This window comes from Oceanicaulis alexandrii DSM 11625, assembly GCF_000420265.1.
GTDB classification, from domain to species: domain Bacteria; phylum Pseudomonadota; class Alphaproteobacteria; order Caulobacterales; family Maricaulaceae; genus Oceanicaulis; species Oceanicaulis alexandrii.
Window position 1 is genome coordinate 1,094,397 of sequence record NZ_ATUP01000001.1, and the last position, 16,270, is coordinate 1,110,666.

Consider the following 16,270-nt stretch of genomic DNA (forward strand, 5'->3'; position numbering starts at 1 on the left):
ATCAGAGCGCTGCGCCCGCAAGCCGCTCGAGCGCTTGGGCGTGCAATCCAGGATTGGCGGCAGCGATCAGCTGGCCGCCTTCATGAGCCGGTCCGCCCCGCCAATTGGTGATGACGCCGCCCGCCCCGCTGACCACGGGTATGAGAGCGCCCACATCCCAGGGCTTCAGCCCGCTTTCAATGACCAGATCCACACCGCCCAACGCCAACGCTGCATAACCGTAGGCGTCCAATCCGAAACGCCGAACCTTCGCGCTTTGCGCGATCTGGGCGAACGCGTCAGCTTCGGCGCCGGTAAACAGGCCCGGATCGGTGGTGGACACGATGGCGTCTTCGACACGCAACACGGAGTCGCGGGTCTTCAGAGGCTCGCGTCCGCTCGCATGGTCAAGCCACGCGCCGCGACCAGACACGCCGCTGAAACGCTCCCCCGTAAACGGTTGATCAATGATGGAAAGCAGCGGGCCGTCGGGGCCATAAAGCGCAATGAGCACGCACCAAGTCGGCAGGCCGGCTATGAAAGCGCGCGTGCCGTCAATCGGGTCCAGAACCCAAGTATGACCTGAACGGCTCGGAGTCTCGGCCTGCTCCTCGCCCAGCACGCCGTCTTCCGGACGCCACTGAGCAAGCAAGGCGCGCATTTGCGCCTCGATCGCCCGGTCCGCTTCGGTGACGGGATCAAATTCAGATGCAGGCTTGGCGTCGACGCTCAGCCCGGTCCGGAAATGTTTCAGAGCAATAGGACGAGCGGCGTCCGCAAGTCGAGCAGCGATCGCCAGCTCTGCGTCCATATCCAGATCAGGCATCAGTCTCTCAGTTTACACAGACCTGAGATTAGGCAGCGCTCTCGCCACGAGCATCCGGGTCCAGAGACCGCGCCAGCTCGAGCAGGCGACGGCGCGGACGCTCATTGAGCTTGTAGTATGCTCGAACGAGATCCAGCGTTTCCTTTTGCGACAGCACGTCAGCAGCGACGTTCTCGCCTTCCGGAGCCGCAGACTCGCCAGAGCCTTGCAGACCTTCGTAGAAATATTGAACCGGAACATCCAGCGCTTCTGCAAGCTCGAACAAGCGCGATGCGCTCACCCGGTTGGCGCCGCTTTCATATTTCTGAATTTGCTGAAAGCGAATGCCGACAGACTGCGCGAGCTGTTGTTGCGTCAGGCCCAGCAGACGGCGGCGACGACGGATACGCTTTCCCACATGATGGTCAATTGCATTGGTCATTGTGAAAACCCTCGATCAAACTTTCTGTTGCGACTCCCCCGTCATCACCGCAACACGACACTTCAATGACTGTTGAGATATGCCACACTCATCTTCGCGTAGCAAGTGAACGCAACAGCACAAAACTCTTCAGAGGCAAGAGGTTTGAAATATGCTTTCCAAAACACTTTACTCTGCTGCAAGTCTACCTGAGTGTTCTGTAAAAACCATGGACTTAGTCCACTTTATCAGGCGCTCCTTCAGGCTCTCCATACGCGCAGAAGGCCGAACTTCAACCTCTCGCAAATACAATCCGCGATTGATTTCCAGTTGCATAACATGAACGCCGCTGACGGGGCGCCCATAATGCTCGGTCGTATACCCCCCTGCATACGGACGGTTCCGGGTTACCGTAAACCCGAGTTCTTTAAAATACGATTCTGCATGATTAACGAGGTTTCGACCGCAAGACGCACCGAACCGGTCCCCCAGAACCATGTCCGCACCGCGGGCGCTGGAGGACGGCATGGAATGGCAGTCAATCACCACGGCATAGCCGAACCGCTCAGTGGCGGCATGAATTTCTGCTTTCAATGCAAGGTGGTAGGGTCGGTAATAGCGGTCTATCCGACGGCGCCCTTCCGCATAGGAAATCAAGCCGGGATGAATACATCGCCCGTCTGCGGCCAGACGCGGCACCACGCCCAGTCCTGCTGAGGTGCGCGCATTCGGTGCACTGAACCCCTGCTCTGGCGCGCGGTCAAACAAGCGCGCATCAAGCTCGTCGGGGCCTCGGTTGGGATCCACGAAGGCCCGCGCGAAAATCGCTTCCACAAAACTGGCGCCGAGAGCCGGGACATGAGCGAACAAACGATCGACATAGGCATCCTCAGACCGGCGCAAGACCGAGAGCGGCGCGCTCGCCTGGTCAAGAAAGTCCTTTTCATATCGCCGCCCTGAATGAGGGGAAGCGAAGATGAACGGCGAAGTCCGCACCTCCGGTGCGTGGACAATCACCGGATCCTCTATCGGGCCAATGGTATAATCATCAACGGACGTCATTTCGTGATTGTCATCGCTGTGCGAGCCAGGTCAATGAGACATACGATGCACTGAGAAAAAACCTGCATCCGGGTTCATGCGTTCAGCGGACTTTTACGAGTTCACGCTAGCGTCGATACCGGTGGACAACAAACAAGGGGGCGGCGATGGCCCGCATTCTGCTCGCAGAAGATGACGACTCCATGCGTGACTTCCTGGCCAAGGCGCTCAATCGCGCCGGTCATGAGGTAGACGCCGTAGCCGATGGCGAGGAAGGTCTGGACGCGCTCGGGGAAGCCCCTGGCGCCTATGAGCTGCTGCTCACGGACATCGTCATGCCCGGTGTTGACGGGATCGAGCTGGCGCGCCGCGCCGCTCAGATCGACACCGGCCTGAAGATCATGTTCATCACCGGCTTCGCTGCCGTGGCCCTCAATGCCGGCGAAGCGACGCCGAACCAGGCGAAAGTGCTCTCCAAGCCCTTCCACTTGCGGGACCTCGTGGACGAAGTCGCCAAGGTGATGGCGGCGGCCTGAGCCCCACCGGCAGCCTAAAGACACAAAGAAGCCCGCCCCGGCATTCCGGGGCGGGCTCTTTATTATCGTGACTTGAGGTCAGATTAGAGACCGCCAGGGCCACAATCTTCTTCAAGATAGGTTTCCATGGCGCTCAGCATGGTGCGGAAATGGCGCGGATACCAAGGCAGGCTGTGAGGCATGTCTTCGATCTGCACCAACTGCGCCGGCACCTGATCGCGCACCGCATTGTAGAAATCCACAGAGTGGAACATCGGCACCCGAACATCCCGATCACCATGGAACAGCAGGATCGGGATATTGGCCTTGTCGGTGTTGTTCATCGGATCCATGCCGCCAAGCGTCCGGCCTTGCAGAACGCGCTGGATGAAGTTTTCGCTCCAGTTGTTCTGAATGCGCGAAAGATTGCTCACGCCAGCACCGGCGATCGCACACTGATACGGGCTGTTCTCACGAACAACCGCAGCGATCGCGGCGAAGCCGCCATAGGAATACCCCATGATCGCAATCCGATCGGGATCAGCAATGCCTTGTTCAACCAACCAGGCTGCGCCGTCATCCTTGTCATCCTGCATGGCCTGGCCCCACTCATTGTCGCCCGCGAGCCAGAGCTCACGACCCACACTGTCAGAACCGCGATATTGCGGGCGTAGAACCGCATAGCCGCGCGAGGTGAAGAACGGCACCCAGCCAGACGCGTCCCAACCGCCAAAGTCACGCGCCCAGGGACCGCCATGCGGGTGGATGATGGTGGGAAGCGGCGCATCGCCTTCTTCCCAACCTGCAGGCAAGTCGAGGATGGCCGGGATCTGAAGGCCGTCACGGGCCGTATAGTACACCCAGCTTTGTTCGCCGACGTTTTCGCTCTCGATCCAGGGACGCGAAGCGCCAAGCTGCTGAACCTCGGACTGGTTGCGCAAGAGATAATAGGTCGGCGGGTTGCTTGGGCTCTCGGTGGAGAACAGCACGATGTCATAGCCGTCCGAGTAGTCCATGATGCTGACTTCCAGATCCGGGAAAGCCGCTTCGAGGCCGGTCTGGATGGCGTTCATCTGGTCATCCACCCAATAGGTGGTCGGCGTCAGGCCCAGATAGGTGAAGCCCATGACTTCGCCAAAATTGCTCGGCTGATTGCCGAACACGATATTGGACACGTCAAAGTCGGGGTGCGCCATCAGCGCTTCGCTGTCGAACTCACGCGTGTTGAGGTCATACAGATACACCGCCGCTTTATCAGAGAAACGGTTGGTGATGACGTACGCGAACTGCCCGTCATCGGTGAAACCGACCAGATTGACCGTATAGCGATCGCCGATCTGGGTATCGAGCGCCGTATGATGCTCGAATTCACCAGTCTGTTGGTTCTTGATCAGCGTCCGGATTTCGAAGTCGCCCCCTTCAGAGGGTTGGACTTCGTTACGAACAAGCAGTTCGCCGGTACGGCTGCTGAACAGCGCGGGAGCCGAGCCGCCGCCACCGCTCGTGATCAACTCGCGCTGACCGGTGCGCAGATTGTAACGGTAATAATTGGACTGGAACGAGACCTGATTGGTCTGGTTGATGATCACATGCTCAGGATCAAGCGGCAGCGTGTTGACGATGCCGGCGGTCCCCGCCAGCTCGAAACAGCGCAAGGTCGCTTCACTGACGCCGAGCGTGCGGCCGCCGCTAGCGAACGCCTCTTCGAAATCATTCTGGGAGACCGACGTCAAATAGGGTTTGGTCACGAACGTGGCCGTAGAACCTGTCGTTCTGCCCTCGCCGCAACCCGCAAGACGTCCTGTCCACTCCTGGCGGCCGATGACGAAGATGCTGTCGGCGCCAAGTGCGGTGGTCGCCAGGAACTTCATCCGGTCGCCGCTGGGCGTCACCACCGGAGGCGCAGACGGGTTGTCGAGATCCCACGTCGCCAGCGCCGTATCCTCATTATTGGACCCGGGCAAAGCGATGATGGCGGACAGCGCAGACCCCTCAGGGCTCAACGAGATGGACTGGATATTTGGTATACGCGCAAAATCGTCGATCGGAATCGGCTGCGCGGTGACCTCACCATAGGCTGGTGCGAACGTCGTCATGACGAGCGCGGCCGAGAGCGCCGCTTTCTTCAACATGACTTTCTCCCCTACTTGATAACAGCTGGCATCCGGTGACCGGCCAGCACAACCATAGTTTAAGATTGTATGTGTTTCCGGCAAGGGCTGAACGCCGTTCAACCACGCTGGAGACGTTAAAAAAAGAAGGGCGGCGCAGTGCGCCGCCCTTCCCTGTCTGGTCCGCAGGCCTAGGCCTGCTGCCCCTGTCCTTAGAACGTCTTGTTGAGACGGACGAAGGCGGTGCGACCACGAAGGTCGTACTGGGAACCGCTGACCGGAACATTGCCGCGACGTGCAACGGAACCGGACGAAATCGTCGGGGGATGCTCGTCGAACACGTTGGACACGCCAACCAGAACCGACCAGGTCGGCTGCTGATACAGCACGGATGCGTCGTGATAGATCACAGCTTCAGCTTCGATATCACGGATAGCATCGGCGCCGAAATACGTCGTCTCGCGATCGAAGAAGCCTTCTTCGGACACTTCTGCGACGTAATCCATGAACCAGGACGCGGTCCAGTCACCACGCTGGAACGCCACGCGAGCGTTGCCAACGAATTCCGGGTAACCGATACGGCCCGTGAAGTCCGTGGAGTCAAAGCCCGATTCCAGAGCCGGATCGAACAGCTCTTCCACGTTTTCAAACGTAAACGTGCCTTGGCCTTCCAGGATCAGATCACCGAAATCAAACTCGTGATCGTAACGCACGGTCACGTCCACGCCTTCGGTGCGCTGCTTGTTCACGTTGATGTAGGAGTCGCGAACTTCGGTGATGGCGAAGGCGTCATTGCCGCCGGTGTCGCCATTACGGTCAAACAACGTACAGAAGTTGTTCGGGAAGTTGTCCGCGTTGTAGCAACCGGACACGATGGAGCCGGAACCCAACTGGCTGATCTGGTTGTCGACCTGGATTTCAAAGTAATCCACGGCGATGCTCAGGTTCAGATCGGTCGGGGTGAACACGGCGCCGATGGTCAGAGCGTCGGAGGTCTCAGGCGTCAGGACGCCATCGCCGCCGCCGGTCAGAACCGTTGCAGAGCTCGGACCGCCAGCGAAGTCAGCCGGAATGCCCAGAGCCGCACAGTTCGTACGGATGTTGTCGTTGTTGCTCTGACCCCAGTCAACGCACGGGTCGATAGCAAGCTGGCCGACGAAGGAAGACTGGTTGCCGAGGAACAGCTCGTAGAGCGCCGGGGCGCGGAACGAGGTGCCCTGCGTGGCGCGCATGCGAACCAGCGGGTTGATCTGCCAGTTCAGGCCGACTTTGTAGACCGAGTCGCTGCCCGCAGAGTCGTAATCAAAGACACGACCGGATGCGTTCAGGGTCAGCTCTTCAAAGAGCGGCTGGCCCGCCAGAAGCGGCACTTCGATTTCAGCGAAAGCCTCAACCACGGTGTCTTCGCCCGCGGTGACCTGAGCCGAAGTAGAACCCCAGAGGTCGCCGTTTCGCGAAGCTTCAGACGGCTGATCGTCGATGGAGAAGGTGCGGTATTCCGCGCCCAGCACCAGGCCGACCGGGCCGGCCGGCAGGGTGAACAGATCGCCCGTCACGTAACCGGTGACAGTGGTCTGCTCATAGACGGTGTTGCCGAAGTTCTCCACGCCAACGGCGTCAACCAGCGCGTCGACCTGATTGCCAGCCAGCATGTCAGGGGAGAAGTAGTCGAGAACCGGTGCGTCGTCGTCAAAACGCACGTCGCCCGAACGCTCGGCGGAAATGCCGATGCCGCCATAGTCAGCGTCGGAACGCGAATAAACCGCGTCCAGAGCCCAGTTCCAGTCAGACAGGAAACCCAGGCCCGCGCCGAAGCCGCCGTCAAGGCCGGAAGCGAGCGAGTAGTAGTTCACTTCCACTTCGCTGTTGGACGGGAACAGCAGAACCGGCTGTGCGATGCCCGAAGCGACCGGAGTCACATAGCCCGGATCGTTCGCATAGGTGTAGGTCGGTGCGAAAATAGAGGTCGCGCCGCCGGTCAGCGGGAAGAACTGGCGCCAGCCTTCAGAGGTCGTCTTACGGTAGGAGTACAGGAACTCGGTGTTCCACTCGATGCCGTTGAAGATCGTGAAGTTGGACTGCGAATAGAAGCTGAAACGCTCTTGCTTGTTGATGGCGTCTTCAGTCAGCGCTTCCGGCGTGTTCAGAACGTCTTCGTAGAAGGCTTCGCCGCCAGCATCGTCATAGCGGCCGTTCTGGCGCGGGCGGTAGCCCGGAACATCGCCAATCGTCACGCCATCGGGAGACGGAATGTAGCGGGTGCCGAAGATCGCATCGATGAAGGTGTTGAAGTAGATGTTGTTACAACCCGACAGCTCGGTGCCCGCCAGGATGGAGCGGTCTTCGCGGTCGATGTTGTTGCCTTGCGGATCGGTATAGCCGTCACGCGGGCAGGACAGGTAATCGCGGTCGCCAATGGACAGGTCTTCGCGAAGACCCCACTCGGCGGCCAGAACCACATTGCCGCTGTCGAAGTTCAGGCCATAGGCGCCGGACACTTCATAGGTCTCGCCACCGCTTTCGAACGGCGCGTTGTACTGTGCGGTCACAGTCGGCTCATCGACGGAGGTCAGGGTGATCAGGTTGACCACGCCGGCCACGGCGTCAGAACCGTAAACCGAACCTGCGCCGTCTTTCAGGATTTCAGCACGCTGCAGGATGGCGGTCGGGATCACGTTCAGGTCGAACGCGCCGACCTGGCCACGGGAACCGGCCGGACCCGGGCGGCGGCCGTTCAGCAGCACCAGCGAACGCTGGGCGCCAAGGCCACGCAGAGACACGGAGTTGATGCCGGTGCCGCCTTCAACGACGAAGCCGCCGAACTGGTTGTTGAACTGCACCGAACCGGCGGCCACAGAGCTGCCCTGGATCAGTTCAGCCGTATCCACCATGCCCTGCAGGGCGGCGGTTTCAGCGTTGATCACCTGGATCGGCGACGACGAGGTGAACTCGTTGCGGCGCAGGCGCGAACCGGTGATGACAACGCGGTCATCGCTGGCTTCAACCTGTTCTTCCTGCTCGGAGGTCTGCTCGGCTTCTTGTGCAAAAACCGGTGCGCCGCCCATGGTCAGCGCCGCAACGCCAGCCAGAACGGTCGAGCGCAACAGGCGCTCTTTGTTAGTCATGCTCACGATCGTTCCCCTTCGGATTTGAACCCCGCCTGAAAAAAGGCAGGGACGGTACGCGCTATTGTTATGCGCTTGTCAGGTTTTCTAGATCAGGAATGCGTTGGGTCAAAGGGCCGGATCACAGATTTGACACACTTTAGAAACGCTTTCGCCATGCATGTTGCTTTTTTGCAATGTTCTATTCCGATGCATAGTTGCGCCACTGGCTCGAAAGCGGAAGAGCTGCAAAACAATCAGCGAGCGGCAGCCTTGCCAATTGACACCAGCAAGCCCGCCGACTTATTACGCGTCCTCTCTCGACGCCCCTGGGGCGGACAGAGCCTATGGCGAGCCATAGCGGGCGCGTAGCTCAGTTGGTTAGAGCACTACGTTGACATCGTAGGGGTCACAAGTTCGAATCTTGTCGCGCCCACCATTCCCTACTCTTTTGCATGACAGCCATACCACCCAATTGTCGGCGCCTTTTGGCGCGCCGGACGTCTGGCCGCGCGTGCAGCGCCGCCCAGCGTCATGACTTGAGTATCAGGCAGGCGTCAGAGCCGCTCGAGGAGTCGCTGTTCAAACGCCTGGACGCGCTTTCGATCCCGACGCCAGCACCACCACAAAAAGGCGATGCGTGAGCCGTCCACCAGATAGCGCTTCCACATCCGGCGCGGCTGCTCGGCCAGACGGAACAGCCATTCCAGACGCAAGCTCTGCACCCATTTGGGCGCACGACGCGCCTGACCGGACAGAAAATCGAGCGAAGCGCCGACGCACAGGCCGACCCCTGTGCAATCGCCGCGTTCCAGACAGGCTTCGGCCACCAGCTCCTGCTGGGGAGATCCCACGCAGAGGAAGGTGAAGCGCGCCGGATTATCAGCGACGAAGGCGGCGCACTCTGCAATCGCGTCGGGTTTGTGGCGCAAGTGCATGGGCGGCTGATGCCAGCGCACGTCCTTGAGCCCGTAGCGCGCCTTTAATCCCGCAATGACGGCGTCATTGCCGCCAATGATCACAATGGGCTCATCCGGCTCGATCACTTGCTCGAACACAGCCGCCGTCAGGTCGGCGCCTGTGGTCACGTCCAGGGCTTCGCCGGACAGGTCGGCGATCAGCTCCAGCACCCGGCTGTCGCACACGGTCAGCCAGGCCTGTGCGTAAAGATGCGCCAGCACGCTTTCGCGCTGCAGCCGCACCAGATGATCCACATTCGGCGTCACGACGAAGGCGAAGGGATGATCTGCGGGGCGGTCCGCCACGCGCTTCAGCGCCGTGTCGAAAGCGATCCGGTCAAACGCCGCGTTCAGGAACCAGATATGCCGCGCGCCCTGACGCCGGTCATCACCCGGCCAGGACATCCCGGAGGACAGGGAAGCGAGCTTCTTGGAATCAAGGTGGGCGGTCATGCGTGCCGAAATGCTCCAGCCAGAACTGCGTCCAAATTCAACGAGCAAATTCGGCGCCGCATCCAACAGCCGGTCAGGCTGCATCTAACAGGCACACACGCACAAACACGAGAGAACGCCCGTGTCCCATTACGACCGCATCCTGGCCCTGTCGGTAGGGTCCATCGCCGCCGGCGTCCTGCTTGTGAGCGGGCCCGTCGCCGAACAACGGTCGCGCCATCCGTCTTTGCAACTGCAAACCGGACCGCTGACCGTCCAGCTGGGCGGGCCGCGACTGGCCCGAATCAAAACGGTCCCCAATTGCCTGGAGCACGCCTGTCCGCTGGTGGCCTTGTCGTTTGAAACTTCAGCCCCGACGCAAGGCGCGCCACAGCAACCGCGCCGGATGCAGGCTTGCCAGCCCGGCGCGCTCCATCGGGGATGGCTCGTTGCAGAGCGCGCTGACAAGGGCCTCGGCGAGCAAGGGCGCGTGTGCGAACCCGCGCGCCCCGAACCCGCCTAGCACCATCAGCCCGGACGGGTTCAGTTTCACAGAGACAGGCGCCGGGCCGCCCTTGGCGTGACCGCGCCAAACCTCTTCAAAGCCCCGCGGCGCCAAAGCGCCCGCCAGCGGCAGACGATCCGCGACCGCAGCGCGCACGCCCGCCCAGCCGCCCAGGCGCGCGCCCAGCGTCACAGGGCCTCCCGGGGCCTCCGCCGCCAACGCCCGAAGCGCCGCTTCCGCCTCGTCATCTGAGTCCGGCTCGGCGCGTTTCACATGGGTCGCCCCCACCATCAGCGCCCCGTCCAGCCGCGCCGCATAGCCGCCCCAAGCGGCGGGCGTGCGCAGATCAAAGCCGCTCTCAAACACCGCCAGCTGACCGGCGGTAGGCTCAAGCGTCAGCCCCTGCCCTGCAAGCAAGGCGTGTTGCTCCCAGCCCCCCGCCAAAATCACGCCGGCATACGGGCCGAAACGCTGACCTTTTTCATCCTGCAGTCGCCAGCCGCCCGCCACCGCTTCAAGCCCGGTGATCCGCCCGTCCCGCACCGCCGCATGGCTCGCCAGAGCCGGAACAAGACGCTCAGGACGAAACTGCCCGCCCCCCTTCATCCACAGCGCGCCCGCCTGGCCGCCCAGTCCGCTGCGCAAGGAGGCGGCGTCCGCGTCCAGAAATGAAAAGCCGTCATCAAGCGCCTCCGCCAGCCGGGCCAGACGCTCCGCGCCCGACGCGTCTTTGGCCAGCCGCGCCACGCCGGTCGCTTCAAACCCCTCAAAGGCTCCAAACATCACGCGCGCATAGTCAAAAGCGGCCAGCAAAGCCCGGTTATGCGGCCGGTCAGACAGCTCCAGACGCGGCGTCAGCAATCCGCGCGGCGCGCCGGATGCGCCGGACGCCCAACCGCCATGCGCAAAGACATCGACCGTACGACCGCGATAGCTGAACGCCTTGACCAGGCTCGCCGCCGCCACGCCGCCGCCGATCACAGCGATCGGGCCGTCGATAGGAGCGGGGTTCGGGAACGGCGTGGACGCACTTGCGGGTCGCCCCCCGGTGAAGATCGCTTCCAGCCGTTCGCGCTTGCGTCCGAAGCCCGGCTTTTTCTCGACGCTGAACCCGGCCGCCGCCAGCCCGCGGCGCACGGCGCCCGCCACTGTGAAGGTGACTGCGGGCGCATCTTTCGCGCTTAAGCGGGCCAGCTCGGAGAACAGATCGGTCGCCCACATGTCGGGGTTCTTGGCCGGCGCGAACCCGTCCAGGAACCAGGCGTCCGCTTCAAACGCCATATTCGGCAAGGCGGTCTCGGCCAGATCATGAAACACGGTCAGCATGACGCGGCCGTTTTCAAACACACGCCGGTGCGCGCCGGTGTGCGGGCTGGGCCAGACTGCGGTGAGCTGAGCGCTCAGAGCTTGAAGTTCGGGGAAGGCGGACAGCGCCCGCTCCGCGTCGGACTTTCGCAGGGGGAAGCCTTCAACGCTGACGAAGTGCAGCCGCGCATGCGCTGGCGCGGTCTTCACAAACAGATCCCACAACGCCAGGAAATTCAGCCCGGTGCCAAATCCCAGCTCCCCCACGATCGTGGGACGCGTCGTGTTGAAGCGCTCTGGAAACCCCGCCGCCTGCAAGAAGACCGAGCGCGTTTCCGCCAGCCCGTCCTCCGCAGAGAAGTACACATCCCCCGCATCGACAGCCACCGGACCGGTTTCCGCCCAGTCCAGAACAGCGTGCGGGCGTTTGAGCCCGTGAGGATCACTGGTTTCAGTCATGACAGCGCCCGCCATGGCCAAAGACCAAGGCGGGCGCAAGGGGAAATGTCTCTATGAGCGCCCGAAGGCGTTAGATTGTCGGCGCGTTCGAGCTGGCTTCTTCAAGCTCGGCGAAGCTGGGCTGGAAGGAGCTCGGCACGCTGCCGCGTCCGATCTCGACGGAGATCTGGGCGGCGTTGCCGTGCAGGTGCGCCACCAGAACCGCCTGGATGATCTTGTAGAACGCGCCCTCTTCTTCGTAGATCTCGTTCAGACGCGCCGCGAACGGTCCCACCAGACCATAGGCCAGGAACACGCCCAGGAAGGTGCCCACCAGGGCCGAGCCGATCTTGGCGCCCAGCACGGTCGGCGGGGAGTCGATCGCGCCCATGGTCTTGATGATGCCCAGCACCGCGGCCACGATCCCCAGCGCCGGCAGGGCGTCCGCCATGCTTTGCAGGGCGTGGGCCGGAGTGGCGGCCTCGTGGTGGTGCTTCTCGATCTGTTTTTCCATCGCGTCTTCAACCTGGTGCGGGTCTTCCAGGTTCATCGTCATCATCCGCAGCGTGTCGCAGATGAAGTCGATGGCGAAATGGTCCTTCATGATTTTCGGGTAGGCGGAGAAGATCGAGCTGTCGTGCGGGTTCTCGATATGAGATTCCAGCGCGATGACGCCCTTGGTCTTCATGGTTTTGGTCAGCTGAAAGAGCAGCGTCAGCAGGTCCATATAATCCTGCTTGCCCCATTTGGGCCCCGAGATCAGCTTGGCGAAGTCGGCGCCGGTCTTGGTGACCGTCGAAAAGGCGTTACTGATCAAGAAGGCGCCGATCGCCGCGCCCATGATCATCATCAGCTCGAACGGCAGCGCCTTGATGATGATGTCGAAATGGCCGCCGGCGAGCGTAAAGCCGCCAAACACCATCGCAAACAGGACCACAATCCCGATAATCTGAAACATTCCCACCACCCGTTCTAGGTTCATTGAAGACCCGGCGGCTCCTGCCACTCTGTCGCCTTCAACGTCCGATTTCGGGACGGTTATACGCGCTGATGCTTAAAGCCCGGTTTTCAAGCCGTTAGGAGGTGGGAAAGACTCTTGCATCTGACGGCGCGCATAGCGGCCCTGCTCTCATAAACATGGACGGGGGACGAGCGCGGGCCTAAGTCTGTAGCCACATGACCCCTTTGTATGATCCCGCCAATCCCTCGAGTGAACAGACGCGCAGGCGCGCCTTCCGGCTGTTGTTTTTGTGTCTGATCGCGACCTCGATCGGCAATTCCATGCTGTTTGCGATCCTGCCGCCTCTGGCGCGGGACCTTCAGGTGGACGAGGTGTTCGTCGGCGCGATCTACACGGTGTCCGCCCTGTTGTTTCTGATCATGAGTCCGGTCTGGGGCGCCTTGTCGGACCGTCATGGCCGCCGTCCGCTGATTGTTTTCGGTCTGTCCGCCTTCGCCTCATCCTGCCTGGTCTTCGCCGCGGGCGCCTGGGCCGGTCAGGTGGGGCTGCTGCCGCCCATGGCCGCGATCATCGCCATGGCCATGGCGCGCTCGATCTTTGGCGGGCTGGGGTCTGCGACGAACCCCGCCGCGCAAGCCTATGTGGCTGACCGCACCGAACCCGCCCAACGCACCCGCGCCCTGTCGAGCCTGACGGCGGCGTTTGGCCTCGGCACTGTGATCGGCCCGGCGCTGGCGGGGTTTTTCTCGCACCGGATCGGCATTTCCACCTTCATGATCGCGGTGGCGGTGATGGTGGCGACGGCGGCGATCTGCGTGCGCCTGTTCCTGCCTGAACAGACCCCGCCCAAGAAAAAAGGGCGGCCGATCAATCCGCTGGTCCAGTTCCAGTTCGCGGGCGATCCGCGCCTGACCGCCTTCATGATCTATGGCTGCGCCATGTGGATGGCCCAGGCCGCCAGCCTGCAATCACTGAGCTTTTACATCATGGACCGGCTGGGCATGGACGCCGCAGGCGGGCTGCAGCTGGGCTCCATCGCGCTGACGGCAGGCGCGGCCGGCTTGATCTTCGCTCAGCTGGTGGTGATCCCGGTGCTGAACACCAGCCCGCGCGTGCTGATGGCCATTGGCGCGGTGATGGTGGTTTTGGGCAATGTCACCATGGTCTTTGCGCCCGGTTATCTGGTCATCGTGATCGGCTATGTGTTCAACAGTTTCGGCTTCGGCCTCGCCCGCTCGGGCTTCACCGCCGGCGCCTCGCTGGCGGTCGAGCCCGAAGAGCAAGGCCGGGCGGCGGGGCTGACCACCGCCACGGCGGGGGTGGGCTTCATGATCGCCCCGATCACCGGCTTATGGCTCTATCAAAGCGTTGCGCCCGCAGCCCCGTTCGAGCTGAACGCTGCACTCGCCGTGGTCGGCTTCGCGCTGGCTCTGCTGCATCCCAGGGTGCGGGCGGCCGACGCGGTCCTGACCCCTGCGGTCGAGGATACGCCGCCCGCCTGACGCGACTAGCGCGCCCGCGCCATCACCGCTTCATAGGTCAGCTGACCGGCATAGCCGTCCGGCGTCATGCCGTTGGCGGCCTGAAAGGATTTCAGCGCGCGGCGGCTGTTCGCCCCAAAGATGCCGTCCACGCCGCGCGTGTCATGGCCGAGATCGGTCAATGTCTGCTGCAACTCGCGCGACTGGGAGCGGCTGATCGGCGGATTGTCTTCCGGCCAGCCGTCCGGCAGCGCGTCGAGCCCGCCCAGCCGCTTGGCCAGATAGCTGACCCCCAGCGCATAGGCGGTGGAATTGTTGTAGCGCATCAGGGTGTCAAAGTTGGAAAACGCCATGAAGGCCGGGCCTTGCGCGCCCGACGGCAGGACGATGCGGGCGGGACGGTACAAATCGTCCGGGCTCCATTCACCCTGAGCCGGTCGCACGCCATCCAGGGCCCAGGCGGAGACGGCGCGGCGGTCGCGCTCTTCCCAGCCTGCGAAATCAAAGGTCTCGGGCAGCGTCACTTCGGTCACCACCGGCGCATCGGTTTCCCAGCCTGCGCGGGCGAGCAGGTTCGCCGCCGAGCCCAGCGCATCCGCTTCAGTGGTCCAGATATCGCGATGACCATCGCCATGCATGTCCACGGCGCGTTCAAGATAGGTGGTGGGGATGAACTGGGTCTGCCCCATGGCGCCCGCCCAGCTGCCTACAAGCTGGTCGCGATCCGCATAGCCGCGCTCGAGCATATCGGCGACCGCCAGAAGCTGGTTCTCGGCGAACTGTCGGCGGCGGCCTTCCCAGGCGAGCGTCGCCAGCGAACGCACGATGTCGAAATCCCCCATGATGACGCCATAGGCGCTTTCCAGCCCCCAGATAGCGGTGAGGATGTCCGCATCGACGCCGAACTGCGCCTCGACCTGATCAAGCGCCTCACGATGGCGCGCCTGGGCGCTGAGCCCGTTCTGGGTGCGCGCGTCGGACGCGGCGCCATTGAGATAGACCCAGACCGGCCGCACGAATTCAGGTTGGGAGCGGTCGCGATCGATGATGCGCGAATCAGGCTCCAGCCCGTCCATCATGATCGCGATTGTGGCGGGCTCTGCGCCATGCTCGGCCAGGCGCTGGCGGAAGCCGTCCGCCCAGTCCTCAAAGCTCATCTCCTGCGCGCCAGCGGCTGCGGTCATGAATATGGCCAGGGCCAGACCCAGGCCCTTGAACAGTGTGCTTAGCGTCATGACGATCCTGACTATATGCTTGCGCCCCTCACCGAAGCTGTATGATAGCGCTGCTCGCACACACATGCGAGGCGCCAGAAGCGTTGACTCTGCTCTAAGCTTTGCGTAAATCCCGCCCTCCTGATTTTTCCGGGGGCCGTTTGCGTCCTCATACCTAATTAAGCTAGGGCGACGACCATGAAAGTGCGCAGCTCCCTGAAGTCCTTGAAGAACCGCCACCGCGACTGCCAAGTCGTGCGTCGCCGCGGCAAGGTCTACGTGATCAACAAAACCGACCCGCGTTTCAAAGCCCGCGCCGGCTAGACAGCCGTGTCGCGCGCGGTTCTCTGGGACCTGGGTCATACCCTGGTCGACTGGGACCCGCGCCGGGTCTACAGAACGCTTATGCCTGACGACGCCGCCGTGGAGCAATTCCTCGGCGGTGTTTGTACGATGGCGTGGCACACCGAGCATGATCGCGGCGTGCCCATGGCGGACAACCGCAAGCCCCTGATCGAGGCGCACCCCGACAAGGCCGATCTGATCACGGCCTGGGAGACGCGCTGGCCGGACATGTTTGACGGCTGGATCACGGGCATGGAGGCGGTGGTCGACCGCCTGAACGCTCTGGGCGTCGCGCAATACGCCCTGACCAATCTGCCGGCCGAGAAATGGTCTCATATCCAAGAGACCTATCCCAAGATCGCGGCCTTTGACGCTGTGGTGGTCTCCGGCGCCGAGAAGATGGTCAAACCCGATCCCCGTCTCTACCAGCTGACTATCCAGCGCATCAGCCATGCGCCTGAAGACGTGCTGTTCATCGATGACCGCGATGACAATATCCGCGCCGGAATCGAAGCGGGCTTCAAGGGCCATGTCTTCAAAGGCGCCGAAGGGGCTGTCAGAGCCCTGCGCGATCATGGCGTCGATCTCTAGACGATCCGGTTGAAGTCGGGCGGATGGCCTTCTAATTTTACTGTCGAGCAATCGACGGGATCA

13 protein-coding genes and 1 tRNA gene are annotated in these 16,270 nt (G+C 62.2%); 5 read left to right on the forward strand and 9 right to left on the reverse strand.

The features are described 5' to 3' along the window. Window position 1: 1 nt before the first annotated feature. The 3 genes from hisN to G405_RS15085 all read right to left on the reverse strand — a co-directional run bounded on the left by hisN (window position 2) and on the right by G405_RS15085 (window position 2,267). A complete protein-coding gene (gene hisN, locus G405_RS0105335; RefSeq protein ID WP_022700477.1) occupies window positions 2-805 on the reverse strand; it encodes a histidinol-phosphatase in 804 nt (267 codons plus the stop codon). Between the two features lie 28 nt (window positions 806-833). Beyond that, entirely contained in the window at window positions 834-1,226 is a 393-nt protein-coding gene (locus tag G405_RS0105340; RefSeq protein ID WP_022700478.1) for a helix-turn-helix domain-containing protein, read from the reverse strand. 168 nt (window positions 1,227-1,394) lie between these two features. Beyond that, window positions 1,395-2,267 (reverse strand): N-formylglutamate amidohydrolase, encoded by an 873-nt coding sequence (locus G405_RS15085; RefSeq protein WP_022700479.1) that lies wholly within the window; start codon window positions 2,265-2,267, stop codon window positions 1,395-1,397. A gap of 146 nt (window positions 2,268-2,413) precedes the next feature. Between G405_RS15085 and cpdR the strand changes: the two genes are divergently transcribed. Next, window positions 2,414-2,782, forward strand: a complete 369-nt coding sequence (cpdR, locus tag G405_RS0105350; protein ID WP_022700480.1) for a cell cycle two-component system response regulator CpdR — start codon at window positions 2,414-2,416, stop codon at window positions 2,780-2,782. A gap of 83 nt (window positions 2,783-2,865) precedes the next feature. Here the strand turns inward: cpdR and G405_RS0105355 are convergent, their stop codons facing one another. Together G405_RS0105355 and G405_RS0105360 are read right to left on the reverse strand one after the other, a co-directional pair. After that, window positions 2,866-4,893 carry an alpha/beta hydrolase family protein gene (locus G405_RS0105355; RefSeq protein ID WP_022700481.1) on the reverse strand — a complete coding sequence of 676 codons (2,028 nt, stop codon included), beginning with the start codon at window positions 4,891-4,893 and terminating at the stop codon, window positions 2,866-2,868. A 191-nt stretch (window positions 4,894-5,084) separates the two neighbouring features. Next, complete coding sequence (locus tag G405_RS0105360; RefSeq protein ID WP_022700482.1) at window positions 5,085-7,997, reverse strand: TonB-dependent receptor plug domain-containing protein; 2,913 nt, start codon at window positions 7,995-7,997, stop codon at window positions 5,085-5,087. 341 nt (window positions 7,998-8,338) lie between these two features. Between G405_RS0105360 and G405_RS0105365 the strand changes: the two genes are divergently transcribed. Further along, window positions 8,339-8,415 (forward strand) — tRNA-Val (locus tag G405_RS0105365). Between the two features lie 118 nt (window positions 8,416-8,533). Here G405_RS0105365 and G405_RS0105370 read toward each other — a convergent pair. The 3 genes from G405_RS0105370 to motA all read right to left on the reverse strand — a co-directional run bounded on the left by G405_RS0105370 (window position 8,534) and on the right by motA (window position 12,573). After that, window positions 8,534-9,388, reverse strand: coding sequence for a WecB/TagA/CpsF family glycosyltransferase (locus G405_RS0105370; protein WP_022700483.1), 855 nt, complete (start codon window positions 9,386-9,388; stop codon window positions 8,534-8,536). A gap of 346 nt (window positions 9,389-9,734) precedes the next feature. Next, on the reverse strand, window positions 9,735-11,636 hold the full coding sequence (gene mnmD / locus G405_RS0105380) for a tRNA (5-methylaminomethyl-2-thiouridine)(34)-methyltransferase MnmD (protein WP_169447496.1): 1,902 nt from the start codon (window positions 11,634-11,636) through the stop codon (window positions 9,735-9,737). A 70-nt stretch (window positions 11,637-11,706) separates the two neighbouring features. Continuing rightward, entirely contained in the window at window positions 11,707-12,573 is an 867-nt protein-coding gene (motA, locus tag G405_RS0105385) for a flagellar motor stator protein MotA (RefSeq protein ID WP_022700486.1), read from the reverse strand. Window positions 12,574-12,791: 218 nt separating this feature from the next. On the opposite strand from motA, the gene G405_RS0105390 reads away from it, so the two are divergent. Beyond that, entirely contained in the window at window positions 12,792-14,078 is a 1,287-nt protein-coding gene (locus G405_RS0105390) for an MFS transporter (RefSeq protein ID WP_022700487.1), read from the forward strand. Between the two features lie 5 nt (window positions 14,079-14,083). Here G405_RS0105390 and G405_RS0105395 read toward each other — a convergent pair whose 3' ends face one another. Continuing rightward, on the reverse strand, window positions 14,084-15,292 hold the full coding sequence (locus G405_RS0105395; protein WP_022700488.1) for a lytic murein transglycosylase: 1,209 nt from the start codon (window positions 15,290-15,292) through the stop codon (window positions 14,084-14,086). A 177-nt stretch (window positions 15,293-15,469) separates the two neighbouring features. Between G405_RS0105395 and ykgO the strand changes: the two genes are divergently transcribed. Next, complete coding sequence (gene ykgO, locus G405_RS0105400; RefSeq protein ID WP_009801967.1) at window positions 15,470-15,595, forward strand: type B 50S ribosomal protein L36; 126 nt, start codon at window positions 15,470-15,472, stop codon at window positions 15,593-15,595. 6 nt (window positions 15,596-15,601) lie between these two features. After that, the gene (locus tag G405_RS15090) at window positions 15,602-16,207 is read left to right on the forward strand and encodes an HAD family hydrolase (RefSeq protein ID WP_022700489.1); all 606 of its coding nucleotides are present in this window, start codon (window positions 15,602-15,604) and stop codon (window positions 16,205-16,207) included. Window positions 16,208-16,270 lie beyond the last annotated feature (63 nt).

Bases quoted from the DNA above. Each gene is read 5' to 3' on its own strand.
- hisN (WP_022700477.1), bottom strand. From the start codon at position 805: ATGCCTGATCTGGATATGGACGCAGAGCTGGCGATCGCTGCTCGACTT.
- G405_RS0105340 (WP_022700478.1), bottom strand. From the start codon at position 1,226: ATGACCAATGCAATTGACCATCATGTGGGAAAGCGTATCCGTCGTCGC.
- G405_RS15085 (WP_022700479.1), bottom strand. From the start codon at position 2,267: ATGACGTCCGTTGATGATTATACCATTGGCCCGATAGAGGATCCGGTG.
- cpdR (WP_022700480.1), top strand. From the start codon at position 2,414: ATGGCCCGCATTCTGCTCGCAGAAGATGACGACTCCATGCGTGACTTC.
- G405_RS0105355 (WP_022700481.1), bottom strand. From the start codon at position 4,893: ATGTTGAAGAAAGCGGCGCTCTCGGCCGCGCTCGTCATGACGACGTTC.
- G405_RS0105360 (WP_022700482.1), bottom strand. From the start codon at position 7,997: ATGACTAACAAAGAGCGCCTGTTGCGCTCGACCGTTCTGGCTGGCGTT.
- G405_RS0105370 (WP_022700483.1), bottom strand. From the start codon at position 9,388: ATGACCGCCCACCTTGATTCCAAGAAGCTCGCTTCCCTGTCCTCCGGG.
- mnmD (WP_169447496.1), bottom strand. From the start codon at position 11,636: ATGACTGAAACCAGTGATCCTCACGGGCTCAAACGCCCGCACGCTGTT.
- motA (WP_022700486.1), bottom strand. From the start codon at position 12,573: ATGTTTCAGATTATCGGGATTGTGGTCCTGTTTGCGATGGTGTTTGGC.
- G405_RS0105390 (WP_022700487.1), top strand. From the start codon at position 12,792: ATGACCCCTTTGTATGATCCCGCCAATCCCTCGAGTGAACAGACGCGC.
- G405_RS0105395 (WP_022700488.1), bottom strand. From the start codon at position 15,292: ATGACGCTAAGCACACTGTTCAAGGGCCTGGGTCTGGCCCTGGCCATA.
- ykgO (WP_009801967.1), top strand. From the start codon at position 15,470: ATGAAAGTGCGCAGCTCCCTGAAGTCCTTGAAGAACCGCCACCGCGAC.